We start from the raw sequence: 23998 nt of genomic DNA, 5'->3' as shown, positions 1-23998 counted from the left end.
GTTAATCCTGCTGCAATTTGTAGCGGATTTTTCGTGACGTAACGTCTCCACGATGCGAAACGCCCCGGCGGGAATCCCGTCGGGGCGTCGTTTTTTCGCATCAGGCACGTTCCTGACACCGGTTTCGCCGGCCGTTGTCGCGCCCGTCAGGGGATGGCGATGTCGTCCAGCGCTGCCGGGCCGATCAGGTCGATCAGGTCCGTGCAGACCGCGTCGACGCCCCAGCGTGCGAGTTCGCGTGCCCGCTCGAGGTCATTCACCGTGTAAACCAGGATGCGCAGCCCGGCCGCCTTGATCGCGCGCACGAGCGGTTCGTCGAGCTGTGTGTGGTCTGCATGCAACGAAACGCAGCCGAGCGCACCGACGACCTGCGCATGCCAGTCGTCCGGCACGGACTCGTAGAGCATTCCGCGCGGCAGCGCAGGCGCCGTTGCGCGTGCCTGTTGCAGCGCATCGAACGAGAACGACGACAGGAGCGGCGGAATCGCGGTATCACGCCAGTACACGGCCGCGTCGGCCGCCACGCGCTGCCCGGTCTCAATCTCGCGCCCCGGGCACGGCTTGATCTCGACATTCGCTGCCAGCCCGTGGGCGAGGCAGCGCGCCGCCGCCGCCTCGAGCGTCGGCATCCGCTCGCCCGCGAAGCGCGCGTCGCGCCACGTGCCCGCATCGAGCGCGGCCAGCGCGTCATAACGCATGCGCGCCGCCGCGCCGTGACCGTTCGACGTGCGGTCGACCGTGTCGTCGTGCAGCAGGAACGTCACGTCGTCGGCGGACAGCTTCGCGTCGAACTCGACCATCCGGTGGCCACGGCGCGCGCCCTCGTCGAGCGCGGCGAGCGTGTTCTCCGGCGCGAGCGTGCCGCCGCCGCGATGGGCGACGACGCGCGGATAAGGCCACCAGTCGGTATGGGTCGTCATCGTCGGTCTCTCGGCAAGGTCAGCAGGGTCAGCCGGCACGCTTGCCGGTCTCGGGATCGAAGAAATGCAGCCGGTGCGCCGGCAGCGCGGCCGCCAGCGCCGTGCCGCGCGCGGGACGGTCCGCGTGCGGCAGGCGCACCGCGACGTCGTGACTGCCCCAGCGGCCGTGCGCGAGATTGTCCGCGCCGAGCAGCTCGCACGAGTCGACCGGCAGCGTCGCCTGCGCGACGCCCGGCTGCGGCGTCATGTGTTCGGGACGCACGCCGAGCACCCAGTCGCGCCCGGTGGCGATCGCCGCGCCGATGCCGGGCGCGCCCGCGACCGGCAGCGCGGGGCCGCCGCCCGCGACCGTAAACGTCGCGCCGTCGTCCGACAGCCGGCCGTGCATCAGGTTCATCGCCGGCGAGCCGATGAAGCCCGCGACGAACACCGTCGCCGGCTTCTCGTACACGTCGACCGGCGCGCCGATCTGCTCCGCGTAGCCGCGGTTCATCACGATCACGCGCTGCGCGAGCGTCATCGCCTCGATCTGGTCGTGCGTCACGTAGACGCTCGTCGTCGCGAGCCGCGCATGCAGCCGCTGGATCTCGAGCCGCATCTGCACGCGCAGCTTCGCGTCGAGGTTCGACAACGGCTCGTCGAACAGGAACACCGACGGCTCGCGCACGATCGCGCGCCCCATCGCGACACGCTGCCGCTGGCCGCCCGACAGCTCGCGCGGCCGCCGCGCGAGCAGCGGCTCGAGTTCGAGGATCTTCGCGGCAGCCGCCACCCGCGAATCGATCGTCGCGCGCTCGATCCCGCGGATCTTCAGCCCGTAGCCCATGTTCTGCGCGACCGTCATGTGCGGGTACAGCGCATAGTTCTGGAACACCATCGCGATGTCGCGATCCTTCGGCTCCAGCGCGTTGACGACACGCTCGCCGATCGCGATCTCGCCGTCCGTCACCGTCTCGAGCCCCGCGATCATCCGCAGCAACGTCGACTTGCCGCAGCCCGACGGGCCGACCAGCACGATGAATTCGCCGTCGGCGATCTCCACGTCGATGCCGTGCAGCACGTGCTGCTTGCCGTCGTAGGATTTCCTGACGCCCTTCAAGCTCAGCGCAGCCATTCTTGGTCTTTCTCCCGGTTGCCGTCCGTCATTCATTTCTCGGAATCGACGAGGCCGCGCACGAACCAGCGCTGCATCGCCAGCACGACGACGAGCGGCGGGATCATTCCCAGCAGCGTCGCCGCCATCACGTATTGCCATTCGGTCGCGGCGTCGCCGCTCGCGATCATCGTCTTGATGCCCACCACTGCCGTCGACAGCGAGGCCTCCGTCGTGATCAGGATCGGCCACAGATACTGGTTCCAGCCGTAGATGAACGTGATCACGAACAGCGCCGCGATGCTCGTCTTCGACAGCGGCAGCACGACGTCCCAGAAGAACCGCAGCGGCCCCGCGCCGTCGATGCGTGCGGCATCCATCAACTCGTCGGGCAGCGTCATGAAGAACTGGCGGAACAGGAACGTCGCGGTTGCCGACGCGATCAGCGGCAGCGTGAGCCCCGCGTAGGTGTTCGTCAGGTGCAGCGTCGACACGACCTGCACGGTCGGGAAGATCCGCACTTCCACCGGCAGCATCAGCGTGACGAAGATCAGCCAGAACGCCGTGTTGCGGAACGGGAAGCGGAAATAGACGATCGCGTACGCGGACAGGATCGACACCGCGATCTTGCCCACCGCGATGCCGAGCGCCATCGCGAAGCTGTTCACGAGCAGGCGGCCGAACGGCGCGGTCGTGCCGCCGCTGCCGTGCCCCCAGATGTACGCGACGTTCTCGAACAGGTGCGTGCTCGGCACGAGCGACAGCGGCACCGTGAACACTTCCTGCGCGTTCATCGTCGCCGCGCAGAACGCGACGTAGACGGGAAACACGATCAGCACCACACCCGCGATCAGCACCGCGTGGCAGAACAGGTCGAAGCCCTTGCGATTTTCGATCATGCGTATTGCACCCTGCGTTCGACGAAGCGGAACTGGATCACCGTGAGCCCGACGACGATGATCATCAGCACGACCGACTGCGCGCCCGAGCTGCCGATGTCGAGCCCCTGGAAGCCCTCCGCGAAGATCTTGTAGATCAGCGTCTTCGTGCTCTGCGCCGGGCCGCCGCCGGTGGCCGCGTCGATCACCGGGAACGTGTCGAAGAACGCGTAGACGAGGTTCACGACCAGCAGGAAGAAGCTGGTGGGCGACAGCAGCGGCAGCACGATGTTGAAGAAGCGCCGCACCGGCCCGGCGCCGTCGATCGCCGCCGCCTCGATCAGCGAGCGCGGAATCGCCTGCAGGCCCGCGTAGAAGAACAGGAAGTTGTAGCTCACCTGCTTCCACACCGACGCGAGCACGACGAGGAACATCGCCTGCCCGCCGTTCAGCGCGTGGTTCCACACGATGCCGCTCTTCGCGAGCGCATAGGTGATCAGGCCGATGCTCGGGTTGAACAGGAACGCCCACAGCACGGCGGCGATGGTCGGGGCGACCGCGTACGGCCAGATCAGCAGCGTGCGGTACACGCGCGCGCCGCGGATCACGCGATCGGCGCACGCGGCGAGGACCAGCGACACGACGAGCCCGCTCACCGTGACGAGCGAGCTGAACACGAGCGTCGTGCGGAACGAATCGAGATACAGCGGATCGGCGAACAGGTGCGTGAAGTTCGCGAGGCCGACGAATTCGCTCGACGTGCCGAACGCATCCTGCATCTGCGTCGACTGCCATAGCGCGACGCCGGCCGGCCACAGGAAGAACACGGCGGTGATCGCGAGCTGCGGCGCGATCAGCAGGTACGGCAGCAGGCTCGTACCGAAACGGGAACGGGATTGCATCGCGGAGATCCGGTCAGGCGCAACGGAAAGGGGGCGTGCCGCCGGCCGGCGCGCGCATCCGCACTGGATGCGACGCGGCCGTCGGCACGGTGCGATGCGGGCTCAGCCGCCCGACTTCTCGAAGCGGCGCAGCAGTTCGTCGCCGCGCGACGCGGCCGAATCGAGCGCGTCCTTCGGCGACTTCTTCTGCGCCCAGACCTGTTCGAACTCCTCGTCGACCACCGTGCGGATCTGCGGCATGTTGCCCAGGCGCAGCCCCTTCGTGTACGGCAGCGGCGGCTTGTTCAGCATCTGCTTGATCGCGGTTTCGGCGCTCGGGTTCTTCGCGTAGAAGCCCTGCTGGCGCGTGAGGTCGTACGCGGCGGTCGTCACGGGCAGGTAGCCCGTGTCCTGGTGCCACTTCGCGGCGACCGCCGGCGAGGCCAGGTATGCGAGGAATTTCGCGACGCCCTTGTAGGTCGCCGGATCCTTGCCCGCCAGCACCCACAGGCTCGCGCCGCCGATGATCGCGTTCTGCGGAGCGCCCTTCACGTTCGCGTCGTACGGCATCATGCCCGTGCCGTAGCTGAACTTCGCGAACTTCTGCACGTTCGCGAGCGCGCCCGACGACGTCGTCAGGATCCCGCAGTCGCCGCTGTAGAACTTCGCCGACGCCTCATCCTTGCGCCCCGCGTACGTGAACGTGCCGTCCTTCGCCATCTGCTGCAGGAACGAGATGTGCGCAATCTGCTGCGGCTTGTTGAATTCGAGCGCCGCGTCGGTACCGTCGAAGCCGTTGTTGCGGCTCGCGAACGGCAGCCCGTGCCACGCGCTGTAGTTCTCGAGCTGTATCCAGCCCTGCCAGCCGGTCGTGAAGCCGCACGCCATCCCCGACTTGCGCAGCTTCTCGGCATCGGCCTGCACGTCGGCCCACGTCTTCGGCGGCTGGTTCGGGTCGAGGCCGGCCTTCTTGAACGCGTCCTTGTTGTAGTACAGCACCGGCGTCGAGCTGTTGAACGGCATCGAGACGAGATGGCCCGTCTTCGCGTCGCTGTAGTAGCTCGCGATGGTCGGCACGAACGCCTTTTCGTCGAGCGGCACGCCGGCCTGCTTGAACACGTCGTAGACGGGCACGACGGCCTTCTTTGCCTGCATCATCGTGGCCGTGCCGACTTCATAGACCTGGAGGATCGCCGGCGCGTTGCCGCTGCGATAGGCGGCGATGCCGGCCGCGAGCGCCTGGTCGTAGGTGCCCTTGAAGACCGGCACGATCTTGTAGTCGCTCTGCGACGCATTGAACTGGTCGGCGATCGCATTGACCCGCTCGCCGAGCGCGGCCTCCATCGCATGCCAGAACTGGATTTCCGTCGCGGCGAGCGCCACGTGCTGTACCCCGAACATCAGCGCGCCGCCGAGCGCGATCGAACGAACCAGTGTCCCCGCAGGCTTCTTCTTCATCGACCTCTCTCCTATGAAAACGTTACCAACAGCGTGTGCAACATTCCCGTCGCCATTGAACCGGCGAAGTCTAGTGATCGTTTGTGACAGTCAGTTGTCGCCGATGACGAACAGGCGCTGATACTCCTTCAGCGCGAAGCGGTCGGTCATGCCGGCGATGTAGTGCGCGACGAGGCGCGGCTGCTGCGCGGTATCGTCGGACTGGTATGGCGGCGGCAGCAGGCGCGGATCGTCGATGAACGCATCGAACAGGCCGGTGACGACGCGCTGCGCCTTGCTCGCCATGCGCATCACCTTGTAGTGGCGATAGAGGTTCTTGAAGAGGAAACGCTTGAGGGCGGCCGCCTGGGCGGCGACCGTTTCGCTGTGCGACACGAGCGGCGGCGCGGCGCGCACGTCGTCGAGCGATGCGGGTGCGACACGCGCGAGATTGCGCGTCGTCTCGTCGATCAGGTCGACGATCAGCGTGTTGATGATGCGGCGCACCGTCTCGTGCACGAGACGACGGCCCTCGAGGTGCGGGAATTCGGCGAGCGCCGCCTCGTAGTGGCGCTGCCACAGCTCGACTTCCGCGAGCTGCTCGATCGTGATCAGGCCGGAACGCAGGCCGTCGTCGACGTCGTGGTTGTTGTACGCGATCTCGTCCGCGATGTTGGCGAGCTGCGCTTCGAGCGACGGCTGGCGGCCCTGCAGGAAGCGCTCGCCGAGCGCGCCGAGCTTGCGCGCATTCTCGCGCGAGCAGTGCTTCAGAATGCCTTCGCGCGTCTCGAAGCACAGGTTCAGCCCGTCGAACGCGCCGTAGTGCTCCTCGAGCTCGTCGACGACCGCGAGGCTCTGCAGGTTGTGCTCGAAGCCGCCATGCTCGCGCATGCAGGCATTCAGCGCGTCCTGCCCGGCATGGCCGAACGGCGTATGGCCGAGGTCGTGCGCGAGCGAGATCGCCTCGACGAGATCCTCGTTCAGGCGCAGGTTGCGCGCGACCGAGCGCGCGATCTGCGCGACTTCGAGACTGTGCGTGAGACGGGTGCGGAACAGGTCGCCTTCGTGATTGACGAAGACCTGCGTCTTGTATTCGAGCCGGCGAAATGCGGCCGAATGGACGATGCGGTCGCGGTCGCGCTGAAATTCGGTGCGCGCCGCCGGCGGTGCTTCCGGATGGCGACGGCCGCGCGACTGCGACGCGTGTGCGGCATACGGAGCGAGATGGGCTTCCAGCGCCGCCAGCGTCGGCGGCTCGGCCACCGGCGCAGCAGACGCGTGGCCGGCTTCGGGCAGTGTGCTGCTGGATGTCTCGCTCACGTCTCCTCCATGTCAGGGGCGCCGGGGCATCCGGGCCGCCGTTAGCGGGTGGTCTGCGCCAGTGTGGCGAACACGGCTTCGTCCGGCGCCTGCGTGATCAGCGTATCGCCGAATCGCTTCAGCAGGATGAACTTGATCGCGCCGGCCTCCGCCTTCTTGTCGACGCGCATCAGGTCCATGTAGCGCGCATCGCCGAGCGCGGGCCCGCGGGTCGGCAGGTGCGCGGCCGCGATCACCGCATCGAGGCGCTGCCGCGACGCTTCGTCGAGCAGGCCGAGCCGCACCGACAGGTCGCCCGCCATCACCATCCCGCAACCGACCGCCTCACCGTGCAGCCACTCGCCGTAGCCGAGCCCGGCCTCGATCGCATGGCCGAACGTGTGGCCGAAATTCAGGATCGCGCGCAGGCCGCCTTCGCGTTCGTCGGCCGCCACCACGCTCGCCTTGATCTCGCACGAGCGCTTCACCGCATGCGCGAGCGCAGCCGGGTCGCGACGGTTCAGCGCGTCGACGTTCGCCTCGATCCAGTCGAAGAATTCCGCATCGGCGATCGCGCCGGTCTTGATGATCTCGGCGACGCCGGCCGCCAGTTCGCGGTCGGGCAGGGTCGTCAGCGCGCCGATGTCCGCGATCACGGCCTGCGGCTGGTAGAACGCGCCGATCATGTTCTTGCCGAGCGGGTGGTTGATGCCCGTCTTGCCGCCGACCGACGAATCGACTTGCGACAGCAGCGTCGTCGGCACCTGGATGAACGGCACGCCGCGCATGTAGCATGCGGCCGCGAAGCCCGTCATGTCGCCGATCACGCCGCCGCCGAGCGCGACGAGCGTCGTCTTGCGGTCCGCGCGGTCGGTCAGCAGGCCGTCGAAGATCAGGTTCAGCGTTTCCCAGTTCTTGTACGCCTCGCCGTCCGGCAGCACGACCGTCGACACGCGCTTGCCGAGCGGCGCCAGCGCCGCACGCAGTGCGTCGCCATAGAGCGGATCGACCGTCGTGTTCGTGACGATCGTGACGGACGAGCCCTTGATATGAGGCGCGAACAGCTCGGCGCGGCCGATCAGGCCGGCGCCAATGTGAATCGGATAGGCGCGCTCGCCCAGGTCGACGTTGACAGTAATCATGCTTGTAGCGGCTTGGCGATGACGCCGGCCAGTTCGAGTTGCATCAGCACCATGTTGACGAGACCGTTGACCGACGGACGGCCGGTCTCAATGACGAAATCCGCGCATTCGCGGTACAGCGGGTCGCGTACCTCGTACAGCGCTTCGAGACGCCCCTTCGGATCTTCGGTCTGCAGCAGCGGGCGGTTCTTGTCCTTGCGCGTGCGCAGCCACAGATCGTGCGGATTGGCGCGCAGGTAGACGACGATGCCGTGGTTTTTCAGGCAGTCGCGGTTTTCCGGGCGCAGCACCGCGCCGCCGCCCGTCGCGAGCACGATGTTCTCGCGCTGCGTGAGATCGGCGATCACCTGCGTTTCGCGATCGCGAAACCCGGCCTCGCCCTCCATCTCGAAGATCACCGGAATGCGCGCGCCCGTGCGGGCCTCGATTTCGTGGTCGGAGTCGAAGAACGTCCTGTCGAGACGACGCGCGACCGCACGGCCCACGGTGGTCTTACCCGCTCCCATAAGGCCGACGAAAAATACGTTTGCATGTGGGTCCCGCGCTTGCAACGGCTTCCTCTGCTTCAATCTTGCTGGTGTGTGGCGCAGCTTACTGGCAAAGCGGCTGCCTTGTCGAGCCTGCGCCGGCGGCTTCCGGCCCCGTTTTCTCGGCATCCGCGCTGACCGCGCCGCGCGCATTGCAGCGCGCATCGACGACGGTCGGCGTGATGAAGACGACCAGTTCGTTACGCTGATCGCGTTGCGCGCGGTGCCGGAAAAGCGCGCCCAGTAACGGTATTTTGCCCAAGAGCGGCACGCGCGTCACATCGTTCCGGTTCAGTTGTTCATAGATCCCGCCGATCGCGACCGTCCCGCCGTTCTCGACCTCGACGCGCGTCTGGACGTGCTTCGTGTGAATCGCCGGGCCGGCCGCCGTCGGCTCGCCGATGCTGTCCTTCGTCACGTCCAGGTCGAGCACCACGCGCCCGTCCGGCGTGATTTGCGGCTCGACCTCGAGCTTGAGCGTGGCCCGGCGGAACTGCACGCCGCTCACGCCGTTGCCGACCTTCGCCTGGTACGGCAACTCCGACCCCTGTTCGACGATGGCCTTGACGCGATCGGCGGTCACCACGCGCGGGCTCGAAACGATCTGGCCCCGCCCCTGTGCCTCGAGCGCGCTCAGTTCGACGTCGAGCACACGGCTGAGCGGCGCGGCGAACAGCGTGAAGCCGGCGGTTGCCGCTTCGAAGCCGCCGAGCGGCCGTGCAGCCAGGTCGAGCGCATTGCGGGCACCGGTCGCAAACGTGGCGCTCTCGCCCGACGGCGGCCGCTCCTGCGCCCGCAGCGCGACGCGTGCGCCGAGATTGCGCGAAAAACCCTGCTCGCCCTCGACGATGCGGGCCTCGATCCGGACCTGCCGCGACGGCCGGTCGATCGCCTCGATCAGGCTCGCGACCTGGTCGAGACGCGGCGCGAGATCGGTGACGAACAGCAGGTTCGTGCGCGGATCGGCCGCCGCTGCGCCACGCTTCGACAGCAGGCGCTGGCCGGTCGCGCCGGCCAGCAGTCGCTGCACGTCCTGCGCGCGCGGGTAGTGCAGCGCGAACGTCCGGCTCGCAAGCGGCTCCAGATCGGCGGCCCGCGCGTGCATTTCGAAGCGCTCGCGTTCGCGGGCGGCCAGTTCGACCGCCGGCGTGACCCATATCACGTTGCCCCGCCGGGTCATCGCGAGCGCGTGTGTGTCGAGTAGCGTGTCGAAGGCATCGCGCCAAGGGACATTATTCAGACGTAACGTGACGGTGCCGCGCACCTGCTCGCTGACGACGATATTGAGCCCCGTGAACCGCGCGAACGCGTCGAACGCGGCCGCAAGCCCTGCGCCCTGCAGATTCAGCGAGATCCGCCGTGTGTCGTCCGCATCGCCTGGTTGCCGGGCCGCCGCGTCACCCATCCGGGCCGGCGGCGCCAACGGGATCGGCGGCCCTTCCAGCCCGGGTGCCGGGGTGGCGGCCTCAGCCTGAAGCGCCGCGCGCGCCGCCTGATCGAACGGCGGCGGGCCGACCTCCGTCGATACGGTGTGATCCGCACCGTCCACCCCGCCTTGTGGCAACGGCAGGCCCGGCACCTGCGTATCCAACGATGCGGCAGGCCAGACGGCCGGCAGCGGCGGCAATGACGCGCTTGCACTGGCCGCGGTCAATCCGGCCCAAACGGCGAGCACCCGGCATCCGTGCTTGATCATGGCCGCCTCCCGTCGTCCAGCGTGACCCGGTACGCGCCGTCCGCCGTTGCGAGTGTCACGGCGACGGGATCGATTCGCACCACCCGCGCGGCCCCGAGGGTGTCGCCGGGAACCACGGCCGTGAACGCGCCGTCACCATCGTCGAACAGCGCGAGACCTGCATGACCGTCGCGAATCGTGCCGGCCAGGCGGACAGCCGCCCCCTGCGCTTCGGACGAACCGGCCTCGCCGAACGGATTGGCGCCGGGTGCGCCGGCCAGAACCGACGTCTCCCCGCCCGTGGACGTTGGCGCCGGCAACGCCGGAAACACGTCGACGGACATTTCCACGCGCGCGGCCTCCTTTCCCCGTTCGACACGCAGCGCGGACGGCACTGCCAGCACCGGGAAGCGGGCCAGCCCGCCGACCATCTGCAGCAACGCGTGAAAATGGCCCTCCGCGACGATGCGCACCGTGCGCCTGCCGTCCGGCACTGCGCCATCGGCGCGCAACGGTTCGATCGATACGTCGCGCAGCCCGCTCGACGCGGCGCGATCCGCCAGTTCCAGCATCAACGCAGCCCATTCCGGCGTACCCGGCGAGCGATCGCCGTGTGCCGCCGCCGGCTGCACGCCGCGTTGCCGTGCAGCGGCAGCCAGGACACGCCGCGCATCGGCCTCCCGCGTCTGCGCCGCGGCGAGCAACGCGCGGCCATGTGCGAGCCCGCTCCAGTCGGCGGCATTCGCCAGATGAATGCCGCCCGCCAGCACGGCCGCGAATGCGAGCCCGCAGCCTGCGATGTGCGCAGCCGCCGGCGACACACGCCGCATGCCGTCTCGCCATCCGTCGCTGCGCAGTGCGGACCGATGCGCGAGCACCGCCGTCATGCGCCACCTCCCGACGCATTCCGGGATGCCATCTTGTCGTGCCAGCGCAGCTGGACCGAGAACCGGAACGGCATCCCGCCTGTCACGACCGGAACACCGGAAGCAGGCTTCAACACATCGATATCGATCCGCCAGCCACGTTGCTCGCGTGCCATCCCCGCGAGCCATCGCGCGGCCGCCCGGTAGCTCGCGGCGCGCGCATCGATCACGGCACCGGCCGACGTCGTGCGCAGCGCGTCGAGCCGGACGGTGCCGTCGCGCACCTGTGCCAGTGTGGCCAGCAGCCCTGCGACGTGCCGATAAGGCGCGGCGAGCGCGGCCGCCTGCGCGTCGCGTTGCGCGGCAACGGCCGCAGCCTTGGCAGCGCGTGTCGCGGCCCCCACCTGCGGCTGCAACTGCCGCAGCCGCGCCTCCACACTCGCGCGCTCGGCATCCACGCGCCACCGCGCCCCGGTGGCGGCGCCCGTCCACAGGCCGGCGCCGAGCACACCGAGCAGAATCGCCGCACCGCACTGCGCCGCCCGGCGACGTCGCAACGCCTGCGCCAGCCGCTCGCGGTACGGCAGCAGGTTGAAGCCGCCCGGCTCCGCACGACGGGCCGTCATTCCCACACCCCGCGCAAGGCCAGCCCGAATGCGACAGCCCATTCCGGGCCGCCCGGCATGCCGGCGGCCGGACACGGTTGCCCACTCCAGCCGGTGCAGTCGAACGACACCGCAACCGCGCCGAGCACGTCGCCAATCTCGGCGACGGATGTGTCGAAGCGGGCGATACACCGCTCGTCCCCAGCCACGAGTACGCAACACACGGCCCCGAGCGCGCGCTGGCGCAATGCATCGGAAAACGCCCCCGGCACGGCGCCGGACAGCGTCAGCACCGGTACGGCCAACGGGCCGTCGATTCGCCAGCCGTGCACGCCCGAGTCATGAAACCAGAGCGCCGCGTAGGGGCCCGCCTGCGCGTCGGGTTCGAATTGCGCGGCATAGCGCAACGCACGCAGCGCCGCGGCCGACTCGCCGTCGACCACCGTCAGGTCGACACCGGCCTGGGCGGCCACGTCGATCCGGCGTTCGAGCAGCGCCAGCGGGGCCACGGCAATCTCGATCTCGCCGGCTCCCGCGCCGCCCTCCTGCCGCCAGTCGAACGCGAGACTGTCCGGCGCCAGCCCCGAGATGCGCTCAGCCGCCTGCCGCGCGGCGTCCTCGACGTCGGCCCGCCCGGCCAGATCGAGCGTTGCGGTACGCATCTCGTCATCGTGCAACGCCATCACGCCGCGCGCGTCGCACCGCACCCCGGCCGCCGACAGCCTCGACACGGCGGCGGCCAGCGCACGCGCAACCGCCGCCCAGCGCGCATCCTCCGGCCCGCCCGCCAACCCGACCGGCTCCCGCTCCAGCCCCTCGACGCACACCTCCGCGCCCCGGCCGCGCCGGCTCAGCACGGCCACCCTCACCTCGTCCGCACCGACGTCGATTCCCGTCGACCGTTGCCCACCCTGCGCAAACCGCGCTCGCCATCGTCCCGCCATCCCAGCCTCCCGAAATCGTCGCGGCCCATGCCGCGTTTCCGAGACCTGATTCTGCAAATCGGCGCGTGCGGCCGACAGTCGGCCTAACGGCCAGCATCCGCTCGCGACGGCCATGCACGGGCTATGCTGGAAGCACGCCGGACCGCGTCTTCGCGGCGGGCGCCCCCCGCGTCAGGACCGGTCTTACCGGGCAGCTATAATCGCGGGACTGTTTTCCGGTATGCCTATGCAATCCACGACTCCTACGTCCCCGCCTCCCGCCCCGGAGCCGAAGAAGCGGCCCTGGTGGCAAAAAGTCCTGCTCGGATTCGCCACGATGTGCGTCGCGCTCGTCGTGGCCGGCGGCCTCGTGCTCGGCTACGCGCTCGTCGTTGCGTGGCCGAACATGCCGTCGCTCGACGCGCTGACCGACTATCGGCCGAAGGTGCCGCTGCGCATCTATACGTCCGATCACGTGCTGATCGGCGAATTCGGCGAAGAGCGCCGCGACGTCGTCCATTTCAAGGACGTGCCCGACTCGCTGAAGAAGGCGATCCTCGCGATCGAAGACGCGCGCTTCTACGATCACGGCGGCGTCGATCTCACCGGCATCGTCCGCGCCGGCATCGTCGCGCTGACGAACGGCCATGCGTCGCAGGGTGCGAGCACGATCACGATGCAGGTCGCGCGCAACTTCTTCCTGTCGAGCGAGAAGACCTACACGCGCAAGATCTACGAGATGCTGCTCGCGTACCGGATCGAGCGTGCGCTGACGAAGGATCAGATTCTCGAGGTCTACATGAATCAGATCTATCTCGGCCAGCGCGCGTACGGCTTCGCGAGCGCCGCGCGGGTCTACTTCGGCAAGGACCTGAAGGACATCTCGCTCGCCGAAGCCGCGATGCTTGCCGGGCTGCCGAAGGCGCCGTCCGCGTACAACCCGGTCGTGAACCCGAAGCGCGCGAAGGTGCGCCAGGAATACATCCTGCAACGGATGCTCGAGCTGAACTTCATCTCGCGCGAGCAGTACGACGAGGCCGTCGCACAGCCGCTCGTCGTCAAGGGCCCGGGCCGCGATTTCAGCGTGCACGCCGAGTACGTCGCGGAAATGGTCCGACAAATGATGTACGCGCAGTACCGTGAGGAAACCTACACGCGCGGCTTCAACGTCGTCACGACGATCGACTCCGCGGATCAGCAGGTCGCGTACACCGCGCTGCGCAAGGGCATCATGGATTACGAACGCCGGCACGGCTATCGCGGGCCGGAAGGCTTCATCGAGCTGCCGGCCGGGGCCGACGACCGCGAACAGGCGATCGACGATGCACTGCTCGAACACCCCGACAACGGCGAACTGATCGCCGCGGTCGTCACGGCCGCCAGCCCGCGCCAGATCACGGTCGCATTCATCGACGGCAGCAATGCGACGATCGAAGGCGACAACCTGCGCTTCGCGTCGGGCGCGCTGTCGGCCAATGCGCAGCCGAATCGCCGCATCCGCCCGGGCGCGATCGTCCGCGTCGTGAAGAACGACGCCGGCAAATGGTCGATCACGCAGTTGCCGCAGGTCGAGGGGGCATTCCTGTCGATCGTCCCGCAGGACGGCGCGATCCGCTCGCTCGTCGGCGGCTTCGACTACAACAAGAACAAGTTCAACCACGTCACGCAGGCGTGGCGGCAGCCGGGTTCGTCGTTCAAGCCGTTCATCTATTCGGCGTCGCTCGACAAGGGCCTCGGGCCGGCCACCGTGATCAACGACGGCCCGCTGTATTTCAGCGCCGCCGAAACGGGCGGCCAGCCGTGGGAGCCGAAGAACTACGGCGGCGGCTTCGAAGGCCCGATGTCGATGCGCACCGCGCTGCAGCGCTCGCGCAACCTCGTGTCGATCCGGATCCTGAACCACATCGGCACGAAGTACGCGCAGCAGTACATCACCCGCTTCGGCTTCGACGCCGAACGCCATCCGGCCTACCTGCCGATGGCACTCGGCGCGGGCCAGGTCACGCCGCTGCAGATGGCGGGCGCGTACTCGGTCTTCGCGAACGGCGGCTACCGCGTCAATCCGTACCTGATCGCCGAAGTCACCGATCCGAACGGCGCGATCGTCGTGCGTGCGCAGCCGCTCGTCGCCGAGCAGAATGCGCCGCGCGCGATCGACCCGCGCAACGCGTACGTGATGAACAGCCTGCTGCAGAGCGTCGCGCAGCGCGGCACGGGCGCACGGACCAACGTACTGAAGCGCACCGACCTCGCGGGCAAGACCGGCACGACGAACGACTCGCACGACGCGTGGTTCGCCGGCTACCAGCACACGCTCGCCGCGATCGCGTGGATCGGCTACGACAATCCGCGCAGCCTCGGCGATCGCGAAACGGGGGGCGGCCTGTCGCTGCCGGTCTGGATCGACTACATGGGCGCCGCGCTGAAGGGCGTGCCCGAGTTCAAGCCGACGGTGCCGGACGGCGTCGAATCGCTCGGCGGCGAGCTGTACTTCACCGAGTTCGCGCCGGGCCACGGCTTCGTGTCGACGGTCGGCGTACCGCAGGCACCGGCCGCGCAGAACGTCGACGCCACCGTGCCGCACGTCGACGAGCAGGAAAAGCAGGACATCATGAACCTGTTCGCGCACTGACCACCGGCCCGGACATGAAAAAAGCGCCCCGCGGGGCGCTTTTTCTTTGGCACGACGCGTCGACGCGCAGCCCCCGGCTGCGGCCTGGGCGGTTACGGCGCGCTGAACGTGATCGGCAGGCCGGCCTGCTGCGTCGCGTATTCGGTGAGCGCCGAGAAAAACTCGGTGCCCGTGCGCGTATCGCGCCATTCGCCGTCGATGAAACGGTAGTGGAAACCGCCCGCCCTCGCGGCGATCCACACTTCCTTCATCGGCGGCTGCAGGTTGACGATGATCTTCGAGCCGTTCTCGAACGTCAGCGTCAGGACGCTGCCGTTGCGCTCCAGATCGATGTCGTGATCGCCGTCGTTGGCGTCGTCGACGGTACGCTCGACGGCCGCCAGCACGGCCTCGGCACGGGTCAGGTATTCGGTATCGGACATGCTAAACTCTATCGGTTCAATTGTTCAGGGACGATCATGCGAGTCGTTTTCCGGATGAGCGCGATTGTAGCGGCTTTGGCGATTCTTGCCGGCTGCGGTCAAAGCGGCGCGCTCTATCTGCCCACCGTGCCTCCGATGCCCAAGCCGCTCCAGCAGCAGGACACCCCGCCGTCGGACGTGAAGCCGACCGATGAAAACGCGTCGTCCGACAGTGTGCCCGATTCGTCCGGCACGCCGCTCACGCTGTCACCCGAATTGTCGAGCAGCGCATCGTCCATGCCTGCACCGGCGTCGAGCCCGGCTGTCGCGAAGTAACGACGCGCCACCTGCACGGCTCACGAAACAAGGCGATGACTTCCCGGTCATCGCCTTTTGTTTTTCAGGCTGCGCCGTCACGCGCGCACGCGCCGCCATCCCCATGCAATGAGCCGCCAGCCGAGCAGCACGGCGACGATTCCCGCATACAGCTTCGGCTGCGCCAGATTGTGCTTGCCGGCTCGCATCCACCAGAAGTGCAGCACGGCGAACAGCGCGATCGCGTAGATCGCGCTGTGCAGCGTCGCCCAGTGGCGGCCCAGGCGGCGCACCATCGCGCGCGGCGACGTTGCCGCGAGCGGAATCAGCAGCACGAACGCGGCAAAACCGACCGTGATGAACGGGCGCTTGCCGACGTCCTTCAGGATCGCGACGACGTCGAACCACTTGTCGAACCACAGGTAGGTCGTGAAGTGCAGCGTCGCGTAGAAGAACGCGAACAGCCCAATCATCCGGCGAAAGCGCAGCAGCGCCGCGAACCCCGTCATGCGTCGAAGCGGCGTGACGGCGAGCGTGATGCACAGGATCACGAGCGTCCAGAGACCCGTCGAGCGCGTGATGAACTCGATCGGATTCGCGCCGAGCCGGTCGGTCAGCCCGAACAGCACGAGACGGGCGAGCGGATAAAGACCGGCCGCGAAAACCAGCACCTTGGCCGGCGCGAGCCAGCGCGGTGCGGCGGGACGGACCGCGCCGCGCCGTGCGGCACGTGCAGCCTGGCCGGCGCCGGCTGTGGGCGCGGCCGTCAGCGTCGAAGGGGGCATGTCGTTTCTCACCGTCGCCCTCAGAAATTCTTCTTCAGGTCCATGCCCTGATACATCGACGCGACCAGGTCGCCGTAGCCGTTGAACATCAGCGTCTTGCGCTTCGGCGTGAAAAAGCCATCCTCGCCGATGCGCCGCTCGGTCGCCTGGCTCCAGCGCGGATGATCGACGTTCGGGTTCACGTTCGAGTAAAAGCCGTACTCGTTCGACGCGTACGTGTTCCAGCTCGTCTTCGGCTGCTTGTCGACGAAGCGGATCTTCACGAGCGACTTCGCGCTCTTGAAGCCGTACTTCCACGGCACGACGATCCGCACCGGCGCGCCGTTCTGGTTCGGCAGCACCTGCCCGTAGACGCCCATCGTCAGCAGCGTCAGCGGATTCATCGCCTCGTCCATCCGCAGTCCTTCCGAGTACGGCCAGTCGAGCACGGGCGTCGAGAGGCCGGGCATCTGCGACGGATCGGCCAGCGTGATGAACTGCACGTATTTCGCGTTGCCGGTCGGCTGCACGCGCTTGATCAGCTCGGACAGCGGCACGCCGATCCACGGGATCACCATCGACCAGCCCTCGACGCAGCGCAGCCGGTACACGCGCTCCTCGAGCGGCGCGAGCTTCAGCAGTTCGTCGAGATCGAACACCTTCGGATGCAGCACCTCGCCCTCGACGCTCACCCGCCACGGGCGCGGCCGCAGCGTGCCGGCGTTCTGCGCGGGGTCGCTCTTGTCGGTGCCGAATTCGTAGAAGTTGTTGTAGGTGGTGATGTCCTTGAACGGCGTCACCTTGTCGGCCGCGACGAACTTCGGATTCGTCTTCGCCGCAAGCTTCGCGGCCCGCGCATCGGGCGACGCATAGGCGGCCAAGGCTGCGCCGCTGCCACCGAGCAACCCGCCCGCCGCCGCGAGGCCGGCCGCCTGCAATACGCGCCGCCGGTTCTCGAACACCGCACGCGGCGTGATGTCGCCGGGAGCAATATCGCCGCCGGTCAGTACGTTCCGCAAAGGGCGTTTGATCCACATCGTGCTGCTCCTCCTGCCTGCGCCGCGCGCAGTTTCATAAGCGTTCGACCCGGCCCCGTCTTGCGCCGTTCGACGCCCGGACCGCCCGCCCGTTACAAAAGAAAACCGCCGGGCACGCAGTGCACCGGCGGTCTCATAGTCGGACGAACAGCGGAAATCTTACAGCTTGCCGTAGCTGTGCAGCCCGGACAGGAACATGTTGACGCCGAGGAACGCGAAGGTCGTCACGAGCAGGCCCGTGAGCGCCCACCATGCGGCTACCGTGCCGCGCAGGCCCTTCATCAGGCGCATGTGCAGCCACGCCGCGTAGTTGAGCCACACGATCAGCGCCCAGGTTTCCTTCGGGTCCCAACTCCAGTAGCCGCCCCATGCTTCGGCGGCCCACAGCGCGCCGAGGATCGTCGCGATCGTGAAGAACGCGAAACCGACCGCGATCGACTTGTACATCACGTCGTCGAGCACGTCGAGCGTCGGCAGGCGATCGGCGAGCACGCCGCGCTCCTTCATCAGGTACGCGACCGACACCATCGCCGACAGCGCGAAGCTGCCGTAGCCGATGAAGTTCGCCGGCACGTGGATCTTCATCCACCAGCTCTGCAGCGCCGGCACGAGCGGCTGGATCTGCTGCGCATCGCGCGCGACCGAGTACCACATCAGGAAGCCGACGGCCGCGCTGATCACCAGCAGCACGAACGCGCCGAGCGCGCGCGTGCCGTAGTGGCCTTCGTAATACAGATAGAGCAGCGCAGTGATCAGGCTGAACAGCACGAACACTTCATACAGGTTCGATACCGGAATGTGCCCGACGTCCGCCCCGATCAGGTAGGACTCGTACCAGCGCACCATCAGGCCGGTGAAGCCCATCAGCACGGCGACCCACGTGAGCTTCTGGCCGATCGCGGAGCCCGACGCCGAGCGCGCGAGCAAGCCGATCCAGTAGAAGATCGTCGCGAGCACGAACAGCGCGCTCATCCACAGGATCGCGGACTGGCTCGACAGGAAGTACTTGAGGAAGAACGCCGAATCGGCGCGCGCGAGATCGCCCTGGTAGATCTGGATCGACAGCAGCGCCAGCACGGCGATCGACGCCATCATCAGCCGCGCGGGCTTCCAGCGCCAGCCGAGCGCGATGAGCGCCGGCACGGTGCCGATCATCACCGCCTTGTCGTAGTAATCCATGTGCGCGTTGTAGTGCACGAGCGCATAGCCCGCGCCCACCACGAGCGCCAGTGCGAACAGCCAGTCGAGCAGCGACAGGCGCGCGAGGAACGGACGGTCGTCGAACAGCGGCGCCGTCACCGGAGCCTGGGCCGACGCCCGATGGGAAGAGGAGACTTGCGTGAGATCCATGATGTTACCGGGTGGAATTCTCGGAATCGGAACCGCCGCCGGCAGGCGGACGGGCCGTCGATGCCGCACCGGCCGGCGCGGCGTCGCGAGGTGCGGCGTGCAAGGCGGCACCGGCCGCGTCGCGCGTCTGCACGAACTCTTTCTCGAAATCGAAGGTCTTGCGGGCCGTGGACATTGCCATCACCACATCGACGCCCGAACCGGCGTCCTTCAACCAGAACCAGAGGCGCCGCTCGCGCACGTAGAACATCGAGAAGATGCCGGCGACCAGCAGCAGGCTGCCAAGATACACCAGATTCTTGCCGGGTGCGCGCGTCAACTGAAATACCGAAGCTTGCACCTGCTTGAATGAGTCAAGCTGCAAATAGACCGGGGATCCATACAAAAAGCTGTCGGATAGCGCATTGATCGCGTTCTGCACGAAGCGGATCGTGTCGGTGCCCTGCTGCGCCGCCGGCTCGCCCGCACGCTCGCGCGCGATCTGCCAGACCTCCCACATCGAGCCTTCGAGCATGCGCAGCAGCAGGCTTGCAGCCTTCTCCTGCTCGGCCTTCGGCACCGAGCGGTCGATGAACGTCGCCACGGCCTGGAAGCCGCCGATCGGCTGGCCGTCGGCGCCACGGCCGACGCTGTCGTCGCTCGCTGCAAAAAGGGTCAGCACCTTCAACGCGCTGTCCTGCAAACGGCTGCGCAGCGATGCATCCGTGCCCGGCAGCGAACGCTGCGCGAAGCGCGCAGCGGCCTCGGCGCGCGCGGACGGATCCTCGAGCGCGGCACGCAGGTGCATCCATTCGCCGATCGAATCCTGGCTGTCGGCCGGAATCCGCATGTAGCGGAACGGGTCGTTCGGGCTCGCACGCACGCCGGCGAGGAACACGCGCTCGCCGTTCATGTCGACGGGCAGCATGTAGTTGTTGAATTCGCGCGCCTGGCCGTCCTTGCCGCGGATCTTGTACTGCACGGACGGGCCGATGTTGTGGAGCTGCGTCGGCTTCGACGTCTTCGCGCCGGAGCCGAGGCGTTCGTCGAACGCTTCTTTCAGCGAGCTCGTCGTCGCGACACCGCGCACGTCCGGCTTGCCGTTCGCGTCGGCCATGTTCTCGACGTTGATCGCACGGAAATCGGAGAACTCGATCGTGTCGCCGTCGTTGCCCGGCATCTGCAGCGGCGCCGAACTGCCGATCGTCCCCTTCACGGGGAAGGTCTTCGCGTTGCCGCCCGTCATCGGATAGGCCGTCATCTGCATCTGCGAGCCGCCGTCCTGGAAGCTCGACTGGTAGATCGACACGCCCTTGTACGTGAACGGCTTGTTGACCTCGACGCGCGCCGGGATCTTCTGGCCGGTCTCGCGATCGATCACGACGATGTCGCTCGCGAACAGCTTCGGCATGCCCGTCGTGTAGTAGTCGACGATGAACTTGTTGAGCTGGATCGAGAACGGCAAGTCCTGGATCAGCGAGCCGCTCGGCTGGTTCAGGATCGCGGTCGACACGAACTGCCCCTCGGGCACCCATGCATAGCCGCGGAACGTCGGGTTCGACGCGGACAGGCGATGGTCGGGCGAGATCTCGCTGATCGTCGCGCTCGTGTTGACCGGGCTCTTGCCGAACATCCACATCTGGAATTTGATCGGCAGGTTGCTGTCGAGCAGGCCGCCGATACAGATCACGACGATCGCGAGGTGCGCGGAGATGTAGCCCCACTTGGTCATTGCACCGCGTTTCGCGGAGATCAGCGTCGCGCCGTCGTTCTCACGCACGATGTGCTTGTAGCCGGCCTTGGTGACGAACGTGGCGAGCGTCGCCGTGACCGTCGCGCGCGTGCCGGACGTCGTGTATTCGGCCTTGTGGTGGAAGGCCCGCAGGCTGCCTTCGCGAACCTTGTCCTTCCAGCTCTTCGCATCGGCGAGCATCTTCGGCGCGTTGCGGATCACGCACAGCGAGATCGACACGACGAGGAAGATCAGGATCAGCATGAACCACCACGCGCTGTACACGTTGTACAGGCCGAGCGAGCGGAAGATGTCCGCCCAGAACGGCCCGAACTGGTTCACATAGTTCGGATACGGATCGTCCTGGGTCAGGACCGTGCCGATGATGCTCGCAATCGACAGCACCACCAGCAGCGCAATCGCGAAGCGCATCGAGCTCAGCAGCTCGACCGCGCGCTTGGACGCACCCTGACCCGACTTCGACTGCAACCCCGACGTGGTAACGCTCATTCAAACTCCGACTCAGGGGAAACAGCCCCCAACGCTCACTTTGATTATTGCCCCCGAAGGGGCGGCCAGCACGCGCGTGACGGCCGGCGCGCGCTGACAAAAAAGAAGGGCGAGGCAACCGCAACGACGCGGCGCCCCACCCTTTTCTTGTTCTGACTCCGGCCGCCCTTCGGGCGCCCGGTCATTCCATTCGCGGCTGACCGCTCAACGCAGGCCCGCGATGTAATCCGCGACGGCCTTGATCTCGTTGTCCGACAGCCGCGTGGCGATCTGATGCATCGCCTCGTTGTTGTTGCGCGCGCCGGCACCCTGCTGGAACGCGGTCAACTGCGCGGCCGTGTAATCGGCCCATTGCCCCGACAGACGCGGGTACTGGACCGGGAGCCCTTGCCCTGTCGGCCCGTGGCAGCTCGCGCAGGCGGGTACGCCCTTCTCCGCGATGCCGCCGCGGTAGATCTTCTGGCCGATCGGCACGGTTGCCGCATCGCGTGCGGTGCCGAGCTTCGTCGTCTGCGACCCGTAGTACGCGGCGACGTTGCGCATGTCGTCCGCGCTCAGCGCGCTCGCGAATCCGACCATCACCGCGTTGGTGCGCACCGGCCCCTTCGCGCCCGGCTGCGTCTTGAAGTCGTTCAACTGCTTGACCAGATATTCGGGATGCTGGCCGGCGAGCTTCGGGAAACTGCCCGACGCGCTATTGCCGTCGGCGCCGTGACACGACGCGCAGACTTGCCCGGCAATCGCCTTGCCACGGTCGAGATCCGGCTTTGCCGCATCCGCCGCGTTTGCCTCCGCTACGAAACCTACGAACCCTGCTGCAACCTGAAGCACCATCAGAGACTTGCACAGTCGATTCATTCGCACACCCTGTTTCGTCTTGTGGGAATTTGAGGTTCTGCAAAAAACGACGGCGTTCAGTCTACCGCAGAAGCTACATAAAAGCGCGAGGCAGGCGCCCGGTAGCCTTCGGTAAAACCGCCGTATTGTACAATATCGTGTTGAAAGCTCCGGCGCCTATCGGGGCTACCCCGCCTCCACCAAGCGGCTCGCGCCGCCCGTCCTTCCGGTTCCCATGGCCTTTCTGCTCCATCAAGCCCGCTTCTACACGACCGTCAACCATCTGCGCGACCTGCCGCCGACGGTCCAGCCGGAAATCGCGTTCGCGGGCCGCTCAAATGCCGGCAAGTCGACGGCGATCAACGTGCTGTGCAACCAGAAGCGGCTCGCCTTCGCGTCGAAGACGCCCGGCCGCACGCAGCATATCAACTACTTCTCCGTCGGCCCGGCCGCCGAGCCCGTCGCGAACCTCGTCGACCTGCCCGGCTACGGCTACGCGGAAGTGCCCGGCGCCGCCAAGGCGCATTGGGAAATGCTCCTGTCGTCCTACCTCGCGACCCGCTCGCAGCTCTGCGGCCTGATCCTGATGATGGATTCGCGCCGTCCGCTGACCGATCTCGACCGCCGCATGATCGAGTGGTTCGTGCCGACCGGCAAGCCGATCCACACGCTGCTGACGAAGTGCGACAAATTGACGCGGCAGGAAAGCATCAACGCGCTGCGAACCACGCAAAAGGGGCTCGATGCGTATCGTGACCAGGGCGTTCAGGGCAAGCTGACGGTCCAGCTGTTCTCGGCGATGAAGCGCGTTGGGCTCGACGAAGCGCACGAATTGATCGAAAGCTGGGTGCGGCCGTCCGTCGCCGACGAAAAAAGCGAGCCTGTAGCACAATGATCGGGCAACGCGCGGCCGGGATCGGCGGCGCGCACCTGACGGCGCCTGCGGTTTCGGCCGGCTCATAAAAAAACCCGCCGTTGAACGGCGGGTCAAACAGCCTAATCGAAAAACGACAGGCACCCGCTCAGGGAGGAGAAGCGGGGAGCTGCACGCGACGCGTGCCGCTCGATCGCTATCATATACCAACGCTCCCGAAAATGACCTAAGGGTTCCGTAAGGTCTTACTGCCCTGATTTCTACCCAATCGCCATGAGCTTCCATCCGCTTCATCGTCCGCGCCGGATGCGCCGCGACGACTTCTCCCGGCGCCTGATGCGCGAAAACCGCCTGACCACCGACGACCTGATCTATCCGGTGTTCGTCGTCGAAGGCACCAACGAACGGCAGCCGGTGCCGTCGATGCCCGGCGTCGAACGCGTGTCCGTCGATCTGCTGATGCAGGTCGCCGAGCAGTGCGTCGAACTCGGCGTGCCCGTGCTGTCGCTGTTCCCGGCCATCGAGCCGTCGGTGAAAACGCCTGACGGTCGCGAGGCAGCCAATCCGGAAGGCCTGATCCCGCGCGCGGTGCGCGAGCTGAAGAAGCGCTTCCCCGAACTCGGCGTGCTGACCGACGTCGCACTCGATCCGTACACGAGCCACGGCCAGGACGGCGTGCTCGACGAAAACGGCTACGTGATCAACGACGACACGATCGAGATCCTGATCGATCAGGCGCGCGCGCAGGCGGAAGCCGGCGTCGACATCGTCGCGCCGTCGGACATGATGGACGGCCGCATCGGCGCGATCCGCGAAATGCTGGAAAGCGACGGCCATATCCACACGCGGATCATGGCCTATTCGGCCAAGTTCGCGTCGGCGTTCTACGGCCCGTTCCGCGACGCGGTCGGCTCGGCGTCCAACCTGGGCAAGGGCAACAAGATGACCTACCAGATGGATCCGGCGAACAGCGACGAAGCGCTGCGCGAAGTGCGCCTGGACATCGACGAAGGCGCCGACATGGTGATGGTCAAGCCCGGCATGCCGTACCTCGACATCGTGCGCCGCGTGAAGGACGAGTTCCGCTTCCCGACCTACGTGTACCAGGTGAGCGGTGAATACGCGATGCTGAAGGCCGCCGCGATGAACGGCTGGCTCGATCACGACAAGGTCGTGCTGGAATCGCTGCTCGCGTTCAAGCGCGCGGGCGCCGACGGCGTGCTCACGTACTTCGCGCTCGACGCCGCGCGTCTGCTGAAAGCGCAACGCTAAGCGCCTGCCGGCAGGCGGAAAGAAAAACGGCGGGACACTTCGGTGTCCC

22 protein-coding genes are annotated in these 23998 nt (G+C 67.2%); 4 read left to right on the top strand and 18 right to left on the bottom strand.

Annotated features, from left to right (window positions below; all coding sequences use genetic code 11):
* Positions 1-146: 146 nt before the first annotated feature.
* From ugpQ to CFB40_RS01720, 12 genes are all read right to left on the bottom strand, one after another.
* On the bottom strand, positions 147-920 hold the full coding sequence (gene ugpQ, locus CFB40_RS01775; protein WP_089430499.1) for a glycerophosphodiester phosphodiesterase: 774 nt from the start codon (positions 918-920) through the stop codon (positions 147-149).
* 28 nt (positions 921-948) lie between these two features.
* A complete protein-coding gene (locus CFB40_RS01770; protein WP_089430498.1) occupies positions 949-2034 on the bottom strand; it encodes a sn-glycerol-3-phosphate import ATP-binding protein UgpC in 1086 nt (361 codons plus the stop codon).
* A gap of 32 nt (positions 2035-2066) precedes the next feature.
* Complete coding sequence (ugpE, locus tag CFB40_RS01765; RefSeq protein ID WP_039366729.1) at positions 2067-2912, bottom strand: sn-glycerol-3-phosphate ABC transporter permease UgpE; 846 nt, start codon at positions 2910-2912, stop codon at positions 2067-2069.
* Positions 2909-3793: a sn-glycerol-3-phosphate ABC transporter permease UgpA gene (gene ugpA / locus CFB40_RS01760; protein ID WP_089424317.1), complete on the bottom strand. Its 885-nt coding sequence runs from the start codon at positions 3791-3793 to the stop codon at positions 2909-2911. Before ugpA ends, ugpE begins: the two co-directional genes overlap by 4 nt.
* A 102-nt stretch (positions 3794-3895) precedes the next feature.
* A complete protein-coding gene (ugpB, locus tag CFB40_RS01755; RefSeq protein ID WP_089424316.1) occupies positions 3896-5230 on the bottom strand; it encodes a sn-glycerol-3-phosphate ABC transporter substrate-binding protein UgpB in 1335 nt (444 codons plus the stop codon).
* A gap of 90 nt (positions 5231-5320) precedes the next feature.
* Positions 5321-6529, bottom strand: coding sequence for a deoxyguanosinetriphosphate triphosphohydrolase (locus tag CFB40_RS01750; RefSeq protein WP_089430497.1), 1209 nt, complete (start codon positions 6527-6529; stop codon positions 5321-5323).
* A 41-nt stretch (positions 6530-6570) separates the two neighbouring features.
* On the bottom strand, positions 6571-7650 hold the full coding sequence (gene aroB, locus CFB40_RS01745; protein ID WP_089424314.1) for a 3-dehydroquinate synthase: 1080 nt from the start codon (positions 7648-7650) through the stop codon (positions 6571-6573).
* On the bottom strand, positions 7647-8201 hold the full coding sequence (locus CFB40_RS01740) for a shikimate kinase (RefSeq protein WP_089424313.1): 555 nt from the start codon (positions 8199-8201) through the stop codon (positions 7647-7649). The genes aroB and CFB40_RS01740 overlap by 4 nt, the downstream gene beginning before the upstream one ends.
* 40 nt (positions 8202-8241) lie before the next feature.
* Positions 8242-9873, bottom strand: coding sequence for a type IV pilus secretin PilQ (locus CFB40_RS01735; protein ID WP_089430496.1), 1632 nt, complete (start codon positions 9871-9873; stop codon positions 8242-8244).
* A complete protein-coding gene (locus tag CFB40_RS01730; protein ID WP_089430495.1) occupies positions 9870-10739 on the bottom strand; it encodes a pilus assembly protein in 870 nt (289 codons plus the stop codon). The genes CFB40_RS01735 and CFB40_RS01730 overlap by 4 nt, the downstream gene beginning before the upstream one ends.
* On the bottom strand, positions 10736-11344 hold the full coding sequence (locus CFB40_RS01725; RefSeq protein ID WP_089430494.1) for a fimbrial protein: 609 nt from the start codon (positions 11342-11344) through the stop codon (positions 10736-10738). The genes CFB40_RS01730 and CFB40_RS01725 overlap by 4 nt, the downstream gene beginning before the upstream one ends.
* On the bottom strand, positions 11341-12267 hold the full coding sequence (locus CFB40_RS01720) for a competence protein ComA (RefSeq protein WP_089430493.1): 927 nt from the start codon (positions 12265-12267) through the stop codon (positions 11341-11343). The genes CFB40_RS01725 and CFB40_RS01720 overlap by 4 nt, the downstream gene beginning before the upstream one ends.
* A gap of 226 nt (positions 12268-12493) precedes the next feature.
* Here CFB40_RS01720 and CFB40_RS01715 point away from each other — a divergent pair, with 226 nt between their 5' ends.
* Positions 12494-14878: a penicillin-binding protein 1A gene (locus tag CFB40_RS01715; protein WP_089424308.1), complete on the top strand. Its 2385-nt coding sequence runs from the start codon at positions 12494-12496 to the stop codon at positions 14876-14878.
* A gap of 92 nt (positions 14879-14970) precedes the next feature.
* On the opposite strand, the gene cyaY is transcribed toward CFB40_RS01715, so the two are convergent.
* A complete protein-coding gene (cyaY, locus tag CFB40_RS01710) occupies positions 14971-15300 on the bottom strand; it encodes an iron donor protein CyaY (protein ID WP_069246934.1) in 330 nt (109 codons plus the stop codon).
* 36 nt (positions 15301-15336) lie between these two features.
* Between cyaY and lptM the strand changes: the two genes are divergently transcribed.
* Entirely contained in the window at positions 15337-15615 is a 279-nt protein-coding gene (gene lptM, locus CFB40_RS01705; RefSeq protein WP_081421163.1) for an LPS translocon maturation chaperone LptM, read from the top strand.
* 77 nt (positions 15616-15692) lie between these two features.
* Here the strand turns inward: lptM and msrQ are convergent, their stop codons facing one another.
* The 5 genes from msrQ to CFB40_RS01680 form a co-directional block, all read right to left on the bottom strand.
* Entirely contained in the window at positions 15693-16379 is a 687-nt protein-coding gene (gene msrQ / locus CFB40_RS01700; protein ID WP_089430492.1) for a protein-methionine-sulfoxide reductase heme-binding subunit MsrQ, read from the bottom strand.
* Between the two features lie 20 nt (positions 16380-16399).
* Complete coding sequence (gene msrP / locus CFB40_RS01695; protein WP_089424306.1) at positions 16400-17395, bottom strand: protein-methionine-sulfoxide reductase catalytic subunit MsrP; 996 nt, start codon at positions 17393-17395, stop codon at positions 16400-16402.
* 159 nt (positions 17396-17554) lie between these two features.
* Positions 17555-18745 (bottom strand): c-type cytochrome biogenesis protein CcsB, encoded by a 1191-nt coding sequence (gene ccsB, locus CFB40_RS01690; protein ID WP_071335435.1) that lies wholly within the window; start codon positions 18743-18745, stop codon positions 17555-17557.
* A 4-nt stretch (positions 18746-18749) separates the two neighbouring features.
* Positions 18750-20966, bottom strand: a complete 2217-nt coding sequence (locus tag CFB40_RS01685; protein ID WP_089424305.1) for a cytochrome c biogenesis protein ResB — start codon at positions 20964-20966, stop codon at positions 18750-18752.
* Between the two features lie 204 nt (positions 20967-21170).
* Entirely contained in the window at positions 21171-21824 is a 654-nt protein-coding gene (locus CFB40_RS01680; protein WP_089424304.1) for a c-type cytochrome, read from the bottom strand.
* Between the two features lie 214 nt (positions 21825-22038).
* Between CFB40_RS01680 and yihA the strand changes: the two genes are divergently transcribed.
* The gene (gene yihA / locus CFB40_RS01675; protein ID WP_089424303.1) at positions 22039-22698 is read left to right on the top strand and encodes a ribosome biogenesis GTP-binding protein YihA/YsxC; all 660 of its coding nucleotides are present in this window, start codon (positions 22039-22041) and stop codon (positions 22696-22698) included.
* A 252-nt stretch (positions 22699-22950) separates the two neighbouring features.
* Positions 22951-23949, top strand: coding sequence for a porphobilinogen synthase (hemB, locus tag CFB40_RS01670; protein ID WP_089424302.1), 999 nt, complete (start codon positions 22951-22953; stop codon positions 23947-23949).
* Positions 23950-23998 lie beyond the last annotated feature (49 nt).

The organism is Burkholderia sp. AU31652 (assembly GCF_002223155.1).
Classification (GTDB): domain Bacteria; phylum Pseudomonadota; class Gammaproteobacteria; order Burkholderiales; family Burkholderiaceae; genus Burkholderia.
The sequence above is the reverse complement of the archived record's forward strand: the minus strand, read 5'-3'. Positions and strand labels throughout refer to the sequence as shown.